This window comes from Kordiimonas sp., assembly GCF_048264555.1.
GTDB lineage: Bacteria > Pseudomonadota > Alphaproteobacteria > Sphingomonadales > Kordiimonadaceae > Kordiimonas.
This window is the reverse complement of record NZ_JBLXCX010000002.1, coordinates 873,780-886,360: the sequence shown is the minus strand read 5'-3', so window position 1 is coordinate 886,360 and position 12,581 is coordinate 873,780. Positions and strand designations below refer to the sequence as shown.

Below are 12,581 nucleotides of genomic sequence, written 5' to 3'. Positions count from 1 at the left end.
ATCAGCTGAGTTGTTTTTCATACACCCGGTAGGTTTTGTAAATCTCGCAGCCGATTTCCTCGAGGATGGAGATCATGCCGTCGTTGTCTTCCAGAATCCACCCTAACTCCCCGAACGTAGCGCCACGGTCGACCACGTTTTTCTGGCTTACCTGGATCATCCACATTGCCATGGCGGCGCCCAAGGGGCCTTTCTGGAATTTTTTGCGCACACCCATCAAAGGCACCCGGCAGCGGTCCTCGCGGCCATTCATCATGCGCCACGCAACCTTAGCCCAGCCGAAGGGAAGCAGTTTGCCATCTAGATCACGGATTTTATGGTTCACATCGGGGATCGTGAGCATGAAGGCCACAGGCTCACCCTCATATTCGCAGATCATGGTGCGGTAGGGCTTCACAACGGGCTTGAGCGCTTTTGCGCCATGCTCCACCTCATGCGGGGTGAAGGGCACATAGCCCCAGTTTTCAGACCATGCTTCGTTATAGATATCAAGCACGGTTGCCACTTCTTCATGGAAGCGCTTCATGTCGATCTCGCGCATGGTCACTTTTTTGTTTTTCTCGGCCATCTTGACGATGCGCGCCGCCCGCTCTGGTGCGGGCTGCAGGAGATCAAGCCGGAAGGCATGCATGTCCTTGGCTTTATCCAGCCCATGGGCTTTCAGCCAGCCGTCATATTCCGGCCTGCCGTGGGGCATCATGAAAACGGGCGGATATTCAAACCCTTTGATCAGGGTGCCGACTTCCTCTGCGGTTGAAAAAGACCATGGCCCCTGCATGCGTTTCATGCCGCGTTCCTTGAGCCAGGCTTCCGCTGTTTTTAAAAGCGTGTCGGCAACCTCAGCGTCCTGCGCTTCAAAAAAACCAAAATGACCCAGATTCGGGCCCCATTTTTCCTGCGCGAGCTTGTCTATCTGCGCAGAGATACGCCCAACAGGTTTGCCGTTCTTCTCAGCCACCCAAAGCGCAACGTCTGCGTGCTCATAATAGGGGTTTTTATCGGGGCGCAACGCATCCATGCGCTCCATCATCAACGGCTGAATCCAGTTGGGGTCGCCCTCATACACCTGCCGGGTGGCGTTCACGAAATCTTTCAGGCCCGACGTATCGGTTATCTGTTTGATGGTAACTTCGCTCACGCTGGTGTCCTCTCCGGATAAATTCTTTGGGTTCTGACTTAAGCCAGCCTTCGGCCTAAAGCAAGCGGGTGCCGTTTGGTACTGGCTTTGACGGAGTGATAAGCACGGTGCGGCCTTCTTCCTCCATCGTGGCGAGGGTTAGCACCTCAGATTTTACGCCCGCGACCCTCAGGGGCGGGAAGTTGGTCACCGCCAGCACCTGCATGCCGGGCAAATCTTCAAGGCTGTGTTCCTCCGTGATCTGGGCGGAGGTGGTTTTTACCCCAAACACATCGCCGAAGTCGATCTCCAGCACATAAGCGGGTTTGCGGGCCTTCGCGTTTGCTTTGGCACTCAGGATCGTGCCAACGCGGATATCCACTTTAAGGAAGTCAGAAAATTCGATCAGGTCTGTCATGGTTTCTTCTTTTTGAGCTTACCGAGCTTGCCAAGGGCCTCAGCGTCCTCATGCGTGAGCCCAAAGCGAATGAGAATGATCACAGCGAGTGCGAGCCCCACTATGGCGGCCAGAATGCCGTATGGTGCTGGCCACAGACTGCTGGGTGATATGAGCGCAAGCATCAGCCCGCTTGTGATCAAGGACGTGATGAGGGGGCGTGCCATGTGGCTATCATAGGGCCAGAGGCGGAAAAGCAGTTGTCCCTCAATAAGCGCGAGTAGCGCGGTTGTGTTGAGGCCAGCTGCGGCGGCAATCGCGGCCCCCGTCACACCGTGGAGGGGGATAAGCCATATACCAAGCCCCAGAAGCACCGCGAGGCCAGCCAGCCCGTTGAGCGGCGGCAAGAGGCGGTGGCCGAGCATCTCAATGATAGCGGAAGACGGTCCGGTTGCGGCCTCAAGCACACGCCCGAGGCAGAGGATGGCGATGGCCGCGGCTGCGGCCTGAAACTCGGGGTCCATCGTGGCGAGCACGTCGTGTCGCGCCAGCACAAGGGCTGCTCCGAAGGGCAGGGCCAAGCATAATGATAGCCGGGTCGCGAAGGCATACATGTCATGCAGTGCCTTGTGGTCGCCGTGCCCGTCCTTCTCTGCGGCCAGTGGGGCCATGACATATTCAAATGTCATCCGCACGGCCTGAAGGGCGCTGGCGATCTTGCGGGCGACAGCATAATAACCGCCAGCCGCAGCACCTGCGGCGCCCGGCAGCATAAAATTGAGGAACATGACAGGAAACTCGCTGAAGAGCTTCTTGATGATATTGGCGGGCATGACCGAGAAGCCGTAACCGCGCATCTCTCGTGCAATGGGGCCGCTTAACGGGGCCTTGAACACGGCGTTGATATCATAGTGTTTTGCCACCAACCGCAGGGCCAGCAGCGCGGCGAGAATAACACTTAGAAGGTGCGCAAGGAAAAGCCCGTAAGTGAGATAACCAGCCAGCCCAAGCGCCATGGCCGCGACCAGTCTGAGGCCTTGCTCATAAAATATACGGACACGGATCTCGGGCCCGAAGGTCCGTCGTGCGCGGATGGCGGCGGTTGCTACCTCCACCATGGTCCAGAAGGGTAACACCCATGCATAAAGGCGAATGACGGTGGTCAGTTGGTCCGCATCCGCGTCTGCTGCGTTAATGAAGTTTGAAACAAGAGGCGCAGTCAGGCAGATCAGGAGGGCAATACCGGTTGAGATCAGGAAACTGAGCTTGATCGCATATCCTGCCACCAAGTTGGCGTCATCACCCTGCGCTTTGGGCACAAACCGCTGCAAGGCGGTTGTCATCGCGGCATCAGATATCGCGGTCGAGACTTTCACGTAACTCCAAAGCACAGCAAAAAGCCCGAAAGTGGCGGCACCGTACACCCATGTGAAGGCAATTACAGATACGGCCTCAATGAGAGCACCGAGCCGGCCGAGAAAGGCAAAGCCTGCACCGCCCGCGACCCGCGCCCGGTGATTTTCAGCGGTCGGTTTATCAGGCTCCGTATCCGTGGGGGTGCTCACTCAGCCGCCTTTTTCTTGCTGAGTTTGGGGTGGCCTTCCTCAGTGTAGAAAACCACGCTATAGCCGAGGAACAGGAACAGGAGGAAAGGCGCCCACGCGGCCAGAAACGGCGGCGCAACGCCAAATTCACCCATGGCGCGCATAAAGTTGTCGGCCACAAAGAAGCTGAAACCAAGCGCCATGCCAAAAACGATGCGGATAGCCAGGTTGCCTGCGCGGGTTACCCCAAAGGCTGCCACAGCGGCGAGGAGGGGCATCAGGAGTGTGGAAGCAGGCCCGGCGATCTTGTGAAGGAAGCTTGCCATCAGGCGTTCGGTGGGCAGGCCGTCTTTTTCAAGCTCATGCATTGAGCGCCAGAGCGCAGGGAACGATACATGGTCCGGCTTTACCGTAAGCGCGAGGAAGCGTTCAGGACGGGTGGGAATTTTCCACTCCTGTGTGTCCTGGATGGTGAGCTCATGGCTTTTGGTGTCGAAACGCCGCACTTCATGGAGGGTCCATTTGCCGTCCTGATACCATGCGAAATCCGCGCGGGACATGGAGGTGAGGCGACCAACCTCATCGCGCTCAAACAGCGATACCTTATCAAGCACCACTCGGCTTCTGATACGGCTAACCGCTTCAACAAGCACCACGGTGTTGTTTTCCTTGAGCCATACACGCCCTGCAATGCCAGTGTTCTCTGGCAGGTCAACCGCGTAATCATGCGCCTCCCAATATTCGAGCTCGGCGTTGGCGTCCACCACCACGGTTTCGTTAAATACGAAGTGGGCGCCCGCAATGATGAAGCTGGCGATGCCGAGCGGCAGCAGGATGCGGTGGGCGGAAAGCCCGCTCGCCTTCATAATCACTACCTCGCTATGCTGGTTCAGTGTGGCAAGGGTGAGAAGGGATGCAAGCAACGCAGCAAATGGCGTGAACTGGCTGATGAGCTGTGGTGCGCGCATGCCGACAAAGGACACGAGAGAAACCCAGGTCGCGCCATCAGCTGACATAATCTCATCGGATACTGCCATCAAAACAAGGAGTTGCAGAATGGCGGTGAGACCAATCAGGATGCCGAAAAAACGACCAAGATGCATGCGTACCATGTAACGTGCGAGGGTTCGGGACGGTACCATCAGCCGCCGGACTGTGCGAAAAATATTCATTAGTCGCTAACCCCCATCAAGCGTTTGGACAGGCGTTTCATTGGCCCGCTGACAACGGCCCAGGTTCGGTCAATCCATGCGAGAGGCTCGCCCCCAACCTTATAGGCTGCGATACGGAAGAAGAATAAACTGAGCGCGGTGAAGAGCCCAAAAAGAAGCCATGTGGTGGCATAGGGCGAAGCACCGTTGGTGATGGCAGTTTCCATCGCCTCCATAAATTCATTGTATAGAATGAGGAGCGAAAGCCCGATGACGATGCCGGTGCCGCGCGCTGTTCGTTTGTTGGTCAACCCCATGGGGATGGCCAAAAACGGCAGAATCAGGAAGGTCACGCTATGCATGACACGCCAATGGAAGTTGGCGTTCATCGCGTTTGCTTCTTTCACGCTCAGGGCAGGGTTGTAGCGTTCTCGATTTAGTTCGGGCAGGGTAAGCTCCAGTTCCTCACCACCCCGGTCACGGAATGTTTCTTTTGCCGGTAGTTTGACGGTCAGGTCCTGTTGGTCAAAACTCAAGACACGGGGTTTGTTTTGCCCCTCGTTCAGGTCAACCAACACACCGTTATAGAGGCGCAGCAGAATGGTTTGATCATCCTCGGTTGCGAAGAAGCCACCTCGTTCCGCTGTGACCGATATGGTGTTTTTCTCATCCCGCCGTTCGAGAAAGATGCCAACAAGCTCAGCGCCCTGTTGTCGGCTTTCTTCTATCATCAACGTTATGTTGTCGCCGAGATCAACAAACTCGCCAACACGGATGCTGGCACCAAGGGCACCACTCCTGAGGTCAAAAACAAGGTTTCTGTATGCGTATCGCCCGTAGGGTTGAATCCAGCCGACGAGGACAGTGTTGATCAGCATCATCACGAGGGAGAGCATCAGAACGGGCCGCATAAGCCTCGGCAAGCCAATGCCAGACGACACAATGGCATCATATTCGCTCGATAATGAGATTTTCCTGAAGGCCAGCAGGGTGCCAAGCAGCAAGCCCACAGGCAGGGCAAGGCCCAGATAGTGGGGGATCTGGTTCGCGAGCATCTGGAACACAACTTCCACCGGCCCACCCTGATTGACCACAAAATCAAACAATTTGAGCATGCGCTCAAGGATCAGCAGCAATGCTGCGATGCCGAGCGTGGTCAGGAGAGGCCCCATGATCTGGCGAAGGACATACCGGTCAATACGATTTAACATGCTTTGGCGCTACACCTGTTAGAGGCTTGTTTCAAGACACTTTTTATTACCATTCATTCGCCTAACGTGGCAAAAGCAAGTTGACTTATACTCAATTTCGTCACGGTGGGACATATTTTCGCCACCATCGGACGCCATCTGCTGTGCTGAGGCAAGGGCGTTAAGGTTGCAGGCTTAAGGTCACAAGCCAGGAGAAATTTATGCGCGCTAAAAAGTTTTGGGTTCTGGGTGCTGCGTTTGCGCTGGCGACAAGCCATGTTGTTGTAGCTGACAGTGATACCGATGAGGTCGAGCTGGACCATGATATGGCAGTCTGTGCGAAAGGCGCTGCAGGCCCCGCGCTCCTTCTAACCATCGAAGACCTGAAGGATGAAGAAGGGAATATCCGCGCACAGATATATGGCAGCAACCCGGAAGATTTTCTGGAAAAGGGCAAGAAGCTCGTACGCATTGATGTGCCGACCGAGGGCGAGGGCCAACAGATATGCGTGCCGTTGCCGTCCGTGGGCAGATACTCGCTCGTGGTGCTGCATGATAGAAACGCAAATGGTAAAGCTGACTTTTTCAGCGAAGGTTTTGGCTTTTCCAATAACCCGAAACTGTCACTCGCACCGCCTGCCGCGGAAGAAGTTATGTTCGACGCGAAGCCCGGCATCACTGGAATGACGATTTCGCTTACCTATATATTTGGTGGCGATGAAGAGCAGACCAAAAAACGACGTCAGCTAAGGCGGCGTTAACGGGTTTGTTACAGATTTGCTAAAATATGCGTTTAGGGTTATAACCCGGCGCAACTGCCGCATCAGTGGCGTATGGAATTAGAATCCGTCGAGGCATTGATGCGCCTCGACTGTTTTTTGTATGGAGCATCCGTTCTCGTGAACGTAGATCGGGAAAATATAACAGCTGGCGCCATGGTGCCATTGGTGGCGATTATCTCGAACCCCAAAAGCACAACCAATGCCGCACGCATTGATGCTGTGCGCAAGGTGGTCGATGAAAGCCCCAATGTGGTTCACTATGAGCTTGACGGTATTGACTCGATCGCTGACGCCCTGCAGCTGTTTGCACGTGCCAACCCCGCGCTCCTTGTTGTGAACGGCGGGGACGGTACAATTGGTGCTGTGCTCGCGGACCTGTTGCACAGAAATCCTTTCAGTGTAACGCCTCCGATCGCTTATCTGCCGGGCGGCAAAACCAACATGACCGCCGCTGACCTCGGCTTTAAGGGGCGCCCCGAGAAGGTTCTCAAGAAGCTGATTAGCTTGACGAACGCAGGTATGTTGCCGGAGCGCCTTACGCGCAAGCATTTGATCGAGATGGATCTTGGCGACGGTAAGCCGCTCCGTGTTGGTACCTTCTTTGGCACTGCTGGTGTGGTGAAGGGAATTGAGTGGTGCCGTGAAAACGCCTATAATGCTGGTCTGCCAAATGGGCTGGCACATGTGGTGGCGATTGGTACGCTTATTCTTTCCGCCTTCGGTATTGGCAAAGATAAAACCCTTATGGTTTCTGACCCGATGACAATTACCGTACCGGGTAGTGGGCGCATGGTAGGGCAGTTTGCCGCCGTGATGACAACGACCCTTGACCGCCTGTTGTTGCGTATGAAACCATATGGCAAAGAAGGCAACGGTGGTTTGCGTTTCTCTGCTGTGGAGTCCGGTGGTGGTAAGGTTTTCCGTGCTATTCGTGGCCTTCTGACCGGTGCTTATGGCAAAAAGACTATCGACGGTGTTCATACACGCCGCGCCAATGAAATTCGTGTTGAGGGTAGCGACCCTGTAACACTTGATGGCGAAATATATTATCCTGTGCCCGGGAAGCCGATCACGCTAAAGGGCGATCGAACATTGACTTTTGTGTCGTTAAGGTAGGGCAAAATGGCCGCTGATCCGAATAAAGAGATACAAGATTTTATCCTTCAGGAATGGCGCCGCACAGTACCTGAAGAAGTGACCGTTGCGGCCAAAGAAATTGCCGCACAGTTCAATGGTGCGGTTTCGGGCGTGCTGTTTTACGGCTCATGCCTGCGGACAGGCGAAATCGAGGAAAAGATTCTCGATTTTTACGTGATTGTGGATAGCTACAGCAAAGCTTATTCCAAGCGCTGGTTGGCTGTTGCGAACCAGATTCTGCCGCCGAACGTTTTCTACCATGAAACACAAGTGAACGGGATAACCGTACGCTCAAAATACGCGGTGCTGTCGCGGCCAGATTTGGCATTTCGGGTGCGGCCAGAATGCTTGAACGTTTCCGTTTGGGCACGTTTCTGCCAGCCTTGCCTGTTGTTGCTGCCAAAAAATGATGAGACCAAGCTTTCTATCGCATCTGATATTGGCCAGGCAGTTAAAACCATGCTGGGCAACTATCTGGACCTGGTGCCAGGTGCGAAAGAATCCCGCGACTTGTGGGTTGGTGCGTTTGAGCAGACCTATTCCGCTGAATTGCGGTCTGAGCGCAAGGGAAAAGGGCTGGAAATATACCTTCTGGATCAGGACCGCTACGACGCTCTCACGGCACTCGTAGAAGAAGTTCTGGAAGTGATCCCCGATCCGATGCCCCCTCTGAAACAACCACCAAGAACAGAGCGGCTTGTGCCTCGGCTACGCTGGTGGGCAAGGCGCTGGAATGGTAAAGCGGTGAGCTTCCTGCGGCTTGTGAAGGCGTCTGTTACCTTTGATGGTGGCATTGACTATCTGGCATGGAAAATCAAACGACATTCCGGCGTGGAGGTGGAGATCACCGACCGCATGCGCCGGAGGCCAGTGCTTTCAGGTATCAGGATGTTCTGGGGCCTCAAGCGCAAAGGCGCTTTCAAATAAGCAAAAGAAAAGGCGCCTGATGGCGCCTTTGTTATTCGTAGATCGGCGGACGCTCTAGGGTTTTAGCTCCAGCCCGATCTTCTCCGCTGTGCGGCTGAAACGAGCGATAATCTCGTCAATCTGCTCCGTGGTGTGCTGGGCACAAACGCTTACCCGCATCAAGAACATGCCGGACGGCGTTGCAGGCGGTGCAGCCATGTTTGCGTATACACCTTCCAGCAACAAGGTCTCCCAGAAGCGGGTGCCCACCATTGGGTCCGGCAGGTGCACGGCGATAATAGGGCTTTGTGCCTCAGGGGTTGCAAGGTCGAAGCCTGCTTTCTTGAGGCCTGCGTGAAGCCTGCGGGCGTTTTCCCACAAATGCGCGCGCCGGTTGCCGCTGCGTTTAATTGCCTCGATAGACTTTGTGGCAGAGGCTACCACGCTTGGCGGCAGGCTTGCGGTGAAGATGTAGGGGCGACTAACAAAACGAAGCACATCGAACTTCGGGTGGTTGGAAACGGCAAAACCGCCAACTGTGCCAACTGACTTCGAGAAAGTGCCGACATAAAAGTCTACTAGATGCTCAACGCCGAGCGCTTCCGCAACACCGCGACCGTTTTCACCGCAGAAACCCATGGAGTGGGCTTCGTCAACGAGGGTCATGCAGCCATATTTCTTTGCGACCTCAAGAAGTTCTTTAAGCGGGGCCGCGTCACCAAGCATGGAATAAATGCCTTCAACCACCACAAGTTTGCCTGCGTCTGCTGGCAAACGCTTGAGCCGCCTCTCCATATTGTCCACATCATTATGCTTGAAGCGCACGATGGTGGCATTGCCCATTGAGCAGCCGTCATAGATGGAGGCGTGGCTGTCTGCGTCGATGATGACAAAATCGTCCTTACCGCCGAGTGCGGAGATCATGCCCAGGTTGGCCTGATAGCCGGTTGAGAACACCATGCAGTGTTCCATGCCGTAGAAATCTGCGATCGTTGCCTCAAGTGCCTTATGGCCGCCGTAGGTGCCGTTCAGTACACGCGACCCTGTGGTGCCGGTACCAAAATCATCAATCGCGTTTTTTGCGGCTTCAACGGCTTCCTCGTTGAAGGTCATCCCCATGTAGTTATTGGTGCCGGCAAGGATGGTCCTGCGGCCACCGATAACGGCTTCGGTTTCGGAAATGATCTCTTCCATCACCACTTTGAAAGGATCTGCGTCCTTGAAGGGCAGGGATGCGCGCAGCGCGACGATTTGGTCAAATTTATCAAGAAGATCCACGGTCTCTTAGCCCTCGTTCATGATTTTTTCAACAGCGTCAGCAACTTGTTGAATGGTCTCCAGATCGGGCAAGAGGTTAAGGGGCAGAACGATGTCAAACTCATCCTCAATATCCGCAACAAGGTCCATGACCGTCAGGGAATCAAGCTCCAGATCGCTTGCGAAGGTCACGTCAGGCGCAAGTTCAATCCCCTTTTTGTTAAGAGGAGAAATCAATTCGTAAATCTTTTCAATGATTTGCGGGTTAGCCATCGTAATTGCCTATCTGCGATATGAATTGTAAGGAAACTGCATACCCGTCTTATATCGGGGTGGAAGCAATCATAAAAGCCCGTTTTTTCGATACCATCCGATGGTGTCACCTAAACCTGCTTTAAGGTCAAAATGTGGCGCCCAGTCGTCAAGCTGCGGACGGCGGGACGCTCTCACCGTCCAGTCCTTGTGGCATAGGTATCGCGCGGACGAGAGAGTGAGCATGGCCGGTTTGCGGATAATATTGGCTATAATGCCGTTGACTGCGCCAATGACACCAAGCACGGGGAAAGGTATGGGCAGAATGAACGGAGCTTTCTTTTCGCTCCCACCAACGGCCTGAGCCACGTCCCTCAGGGTGTAGCCTCCAGGTTTGCGGTCATCGATCTCCGCGATCGCTTTTTCATTGCCACCTTTCGCGAAAGCCACAAGCGCTGAAGCCATATCCGCGCCGTGAATCATCGCGAACCGGTTGTTTTTGCCACCGGGCGCAGGCAATAACCCAAAATTCAGGGCTTTCAAAAGCTTGAGTATCTCTTTGTCGCCGGGGCCATATATGGCTGGCGGGCGTACGATGGTCCAGCTGAACGGCCAATCACGCGCTGTCAGTAGCAGTTCCGACGCTGCCTTGCTGGCACCATAGTGGCTGAGCTGTGGCTCACGGGCGGCGAGGGAGGAAACATGGACGACGCGGTCCACGCCTGCATTCGCTGCTGCGTGCAGGATTTTCTTGGTGCCGCCGACATTGACGTCAAAGAAGGTATCTCGGTTGAGCGCCTTGGTCAGTGCCGCCATATGAACAACAACATTCGCATTGGCGCACAGGGCGGCAAGCGCGTCCTCGTTTGTAAGATCGCCGGGCACCCATGTAACACCGTCACGATCGTCTTGTTCGCGCCGTGTAAGTGCTTTAACACTGTAACCGGCGTCAACAAAAGCACGAATTGTGTGATCACCAAGGAAACCCGTTGCGCCGGTTAGGGCAACAACGGGTTTGGCAGGCTGTGTGCCAGATTTATCGGTCATGCGATATATCGCCTAGCTTGCAAGCGCCTGAAGATTGCCAGAAAGATACTGATTACGGGCTTTCACGCGGCTCAGCTTGCCAGACGACGTACGAGGCAGAGAGCGAGGCGGCACCAGTTCGATCATGCAATTGATGCCGGTTGCTTTCTGGATGTGACGCTTCAGTTCCTCAATGAACTTCATGCGTTCTGCCTGTTCGGAATAACGGCACTGAGCCAGGATCATTGGTACTTCTTCCGCATTTTCACCGGGCACAGAAATGGCTGCGACATCGCCGGTTTTAACGCCAGGAAGCTGCTCTGCCGCCCATTCAATGTCTTGCGGCCAGTGGTTGCGGCCGTTGACAATGATCATGTCTTTGGCGCGGCCCACAATATAGATGTCGCCGTCTTTCATGTAGCCCATGTCACCGGTGTCGAGCCAGCCCTCTGGGCTGAGCACCGCACGGGTGGTTTCGGGGTCGTTGAAATACTCGCGCATAACGGATGTACCGCGCAGGAACACCTTGCCGACTTGACGGTCCGGCAGGACGCTATCGTCCTCATCGCGGATTTCGATGTCATATTCAGGCAGCGGGCGGCCACAGTTGACCACTTCCCTGATGCGCGGGTCGTCCTTGCCGTTCACCAAAACATGTTTATCGCCTGTGAGCGCAGCTTCTTCAATAAGGTCAACCTCAAGCCCAACGCCAACGCGGCCAAAACTCACACCAAGGGTGCATTCCGCAAGGCCATAGCTTGGCAGGAAAGCTTCCCACTTGTAGCCAATGCTTTCAAAGGTTTCAGCAAAGTTTCTGAGTACTTCCGGGCGGATCATCTCCGCACCGCATCCGGCAACGCGGATGCTTGAAAGATCAAGGTCTTCAAGTGCGCTTGAGCGCAAGGCAGCGCGGCGCGCGCAAATATCAAAGCCAAAGGTGGGGCTATACGTAATGGTGCCCTTGTTGCGGCTGATAACCCGTAGCCAGCTGAGCGGGCGACGAGCAAATTCTTCTGTCGGGATAAAATCAACCGACACTTGGCATGTGAGCGTCGTCAGCAGTGTGCCAACAAGCCCCATGTCATGGTAAAATGGCAGCCAGGACACACAGCGGTCGTCTTCATCCAACTTCACGCCATGATATCCCATGCCGTGGGTGTTGGAGAGCAGGGAGCGATGCGTTACCGCGACACCGTGCGGGAACCGTGTGCTGCCTGAGCTATATTGTAGGTAGGCAAGGTCATCTGGCTTGGGGAGACGCAGCCCGCCGTCACCCTTGATCGCCATATAATCGTCGTAGGAGCCCTTAAAGCGCAGGTTCATGTCGGCCGTTGCTTCCGCGATGATTTCATTCATGAACTCGGGGGCCATCAAGCCGTTGGCATCACAGCTTTGCATTTGCATCTGGAGCTGTGAGACATAACCGTCCTTACCGCCAAAGCTGGTGGGAAGGGGCAGGGGAACGGGAAGCACGCTTGCATATTGGCAGCCAACAAAGAAGCTGACGAAATTTGCGCTGGTTTCAGCAATAAGGGCGATGCGGTCACCCGCCTCAAAGCCCATGGCCACAAGTTTGCGGCCAATTACTTCAGCACGGTCGCGTACTTCTGCCCATGTCAATGCGTCAAGAAGGTCGCCGCGGGCATTATAGAAATTAGCCCCACGCAAACCTTTGGCTGCATATTCAATCGCATCTACAAGCGTATCAAAATCCGAATAGCGCCTTTCGAGCGTCGGATCCTGCGTAGGTGTCTCTACCTTCATAACGTTGGCTTCAACCATAATTGCCCCGGCACTACTTTAGCCGGACCCTACAAAAACA

General features: G+C 54.8%; 12 protein-coding genes. 3 read left to right on the top strand and 9 right to left on the bottom strand.

Annotation, left to right across the window (positions count from 1 at the left end; all coding sequences use genetic code 11):
- Position 1 precedes the first annotated feature (1 nt).
- From ACN0XZ_RS09260 to lptF, 5 genes are read right to left on the bottom strand one after another with little or no spacing between them, the layout of a single operon-like run.
- Complete coding sequence (locus ACN0XZ_RS09260) at positions 2-1,138, bottom strand: N-acetyltransferase (RefSeq protein ID WP_417457453.1); 1,137 nt, start codon at positions 1,136-1,138, stop codon at positions 2-4.
- A 55-nt stretch (positions 1,139-1,193) separates the two neighbouring features.
- Positions 1,194-1,535, bottom strand: a complete 342-nt coding sequence (locus ACN0XZ_RS09255; protein WP_417457452.1) for a tRNA-binding protein — start codon at positions 1,533-1,535, stop codon at positions 1,194-1,196.
- Positions 1,532-3,079: a lipopolysaccharide biosynthesis protein gene (locus ACN0XZ_RS09250; protein ID WP_417457451.1), complete on the bottom strand. Its 1,548-nt coding sequence runs from the start codon at positions 3,077-3,079 to the stop codon at positions 1,532-1,534. The genes ACN0XZ_RS09255 and ACN0XZ_RS09250 overlap by 4 nt, the downstream gene beginning before the upstream one ends.
- A complete protein-coding gene (gene lptG, locus ACN0XZ_RS09245; protein WP_417457450.1) occupies positions 3,076-4,230 on the bottom strand; it encodes an LPS export ABC transporter permease LptG in 1,155 nt (384 codons plus the stop codon). The genes ACN0XZ_RS09250 and lptG overlap by 4 nt, the downstream gene beginning before the upstream one ends.
- On the bottom strand, positions 4,230-5,420 hold the full coding sequence (gene lptF / locus ACN0XZ_RS09240; RefSeq protein ID WP_417457449.1) for an LPS export ABC transporter permease LptF: 1,191 nt from the start codon (positions 5,418-5,420) through the stop codon (positions 4,230-4,232). The genes lptG and lptF overlap by 1 nt, the downstream gene beginning before the upstream one ends.
- A gap of 200 nt (positions 5,421-5,620) precedes the next feature.
- Here lptF and ACN0XZ_RS09235 point away from each other — a divergent pair, with 200 nt between their 5' ends.
- From ACN0XZ_RS09235 to ACN0XZ_RS09225, 3 genes are all read left to right on the top strand, one after another.
- Positions 5,621-6,160: a DUF2141 domain-containing protein gene (locus ACN0XZ_RS09235; RefSeq protein ID WP_417457448.1), complete on the top strand. Its 540-nt coding sequence runs from the start codon at positions 5,621-5,623 to the stop codon at positions 6,158-6,160.
- A 138-nt stretch (positions 6,161-6,298) separates the two neighbouring features.
- Positions 6,299-7,297 (top strand): diacylglycerol/lipid kinase family protein, encoded by a 999-nt coding sequence (locus tag ACN0XZ_RS09230; protein WP_417457447.1) that lies wholly within the window; start codon positions 6,299-6,301, stop codon positions 7,295-7,297.
- Positions 7,298-7,303: 6 nt separating this feature from the next.
- The gene (locus ACN0XZ_RS09225) at positions 7,304-8,245 is read left to right on the top strand and encodes a hypothetical protein (protein ID WP_417457446.1); all 942 of its coding nucleotides are present in this window, start codon (positions 7,304-7,306) and stop codon (positions 8,243-8,245) included.
- Positions 8,246-8,299: 54 nt separating this feature from the next.
- Here the strand turns inward: ACN0XZ_RS09225 and spt are convergent, their stop codons facing one another.
- The 4 genes from spt to ACN0XZ_RS09205 form a co-directional block, all read right to left on the bottom strand.
- The gene (gene spt / locus ACN0XZ_RS09220) at positions 8,300-9,502 is read right to left on the bottom strand and encodes a serine palmitoyltransferase (RefSeq protein ID WP_417457445.1); all 1,203 of its coding nucleotides are present in this window, start codon (positions 9,500-9,502) and stop codon (positions 8,300-8,302) included.
- A gap of 6 nt (positions 9,503-9,508) precedes the next feature.
- Positions 9,509-9,754: an acyl carrier protein gene (locus ACN0XZ_RS09215; RefSeq protein WP_417457444.1), complete on the bottom strand. Its 246-nt coding sequence runs from the start codon at positions 9,752-9,754 to the stop codon at positions 9,509-9,511.
- Positions 9,755-9,823: 69 nt separating this feature from the next.
- Positions 9,824-10,780 carry an NAD-dependent epimerase/dehydratase family protein gene (locus ACN0XZ_RS09210; RefSeq protein ID WP_417457443.1) on the bottom strand — a complete coding sequence of 319 codons (957 nt, stop codon included), beginning with the start codon at positions 10,778-10,780 and terminating at the stop codon, positions 9,824-9,826.
- 12 nt (positions 10,781-10,792) lie between these two features.
- The gene (locus ACN0XZ_RS09205) at positions 10,793-12,541 is read right to left on the bottom strand and encodes a fatty acyl-AMP ligase (protein WP_417457442.1); all 1,749 of its coding nucleotides are present in this window, start codon (positions 12,539-12,541) and stop codon (positions 10,793-10,795) included.
- Between the last annotated feature and the right edge of the window lie 40 nt (positions 12,542-12,581).

Bases quoted from the DNA above. Each gene is read 5' to 3' on its own strand.
- ACN0XZ_RS09255 (WP_417457452.1), bottom strand. From the start codon at position 1,535: ATGACAGACCTGATCGAATTTTCTGACTTCCTTAAAGTGGATATCCGC.
- lptG (WP_417457450.1), bottom strand. From the start codon at position 4,230: ATGAATATTTTTCGCACAGTCCGGCGGCTGATGGTACCGTCCCGAACC.
- lptF (WP_417457449.1), bottom strand. From the start codon at position 5,420: ATGTTAAATCGTATTGACCGGTATGTCCTTCGCCAGATCATGGGGCCT.
- ACN0XZ_RS09235 (WP_417457448.1), top strand. From the start codon at position 5,621: ATGCGCGCTAAAAAGTTTTGGGTTCTGGGTGCTGCGTTTGCGCTGGCG.
- ACN0XZ_RS09225 (WP_417457446.1), top strand. From the start codon at position 7,304: ATGGCCGCTGATCCGAATAAAGAGATACAAGATTTTATCCTTCAGGAA.
- ACN0XZ_RS09215 (WP_417457444.1), bottom strand. From the start codon at position 9,754: ATGGCTAACCCGCAAATCATTGAAAAGATTTACGAATTGATTTCTCCT.
- ACN0XZ_RS09210 (WP_417457443.1), bottom strand. From the start codon at position 10,780: ATGACCGATAAATCTGGCACACAGCCTGCCAAACCCGTTGTTGCCCTA.
- ACN0XZ_RS09205 (WP_417457442.1), bottom strand. From the start codon at position 12,541: ATGGTTGAAGCCAACGTTATGAAGGTAGAGACACCTACGCAGGATCCG.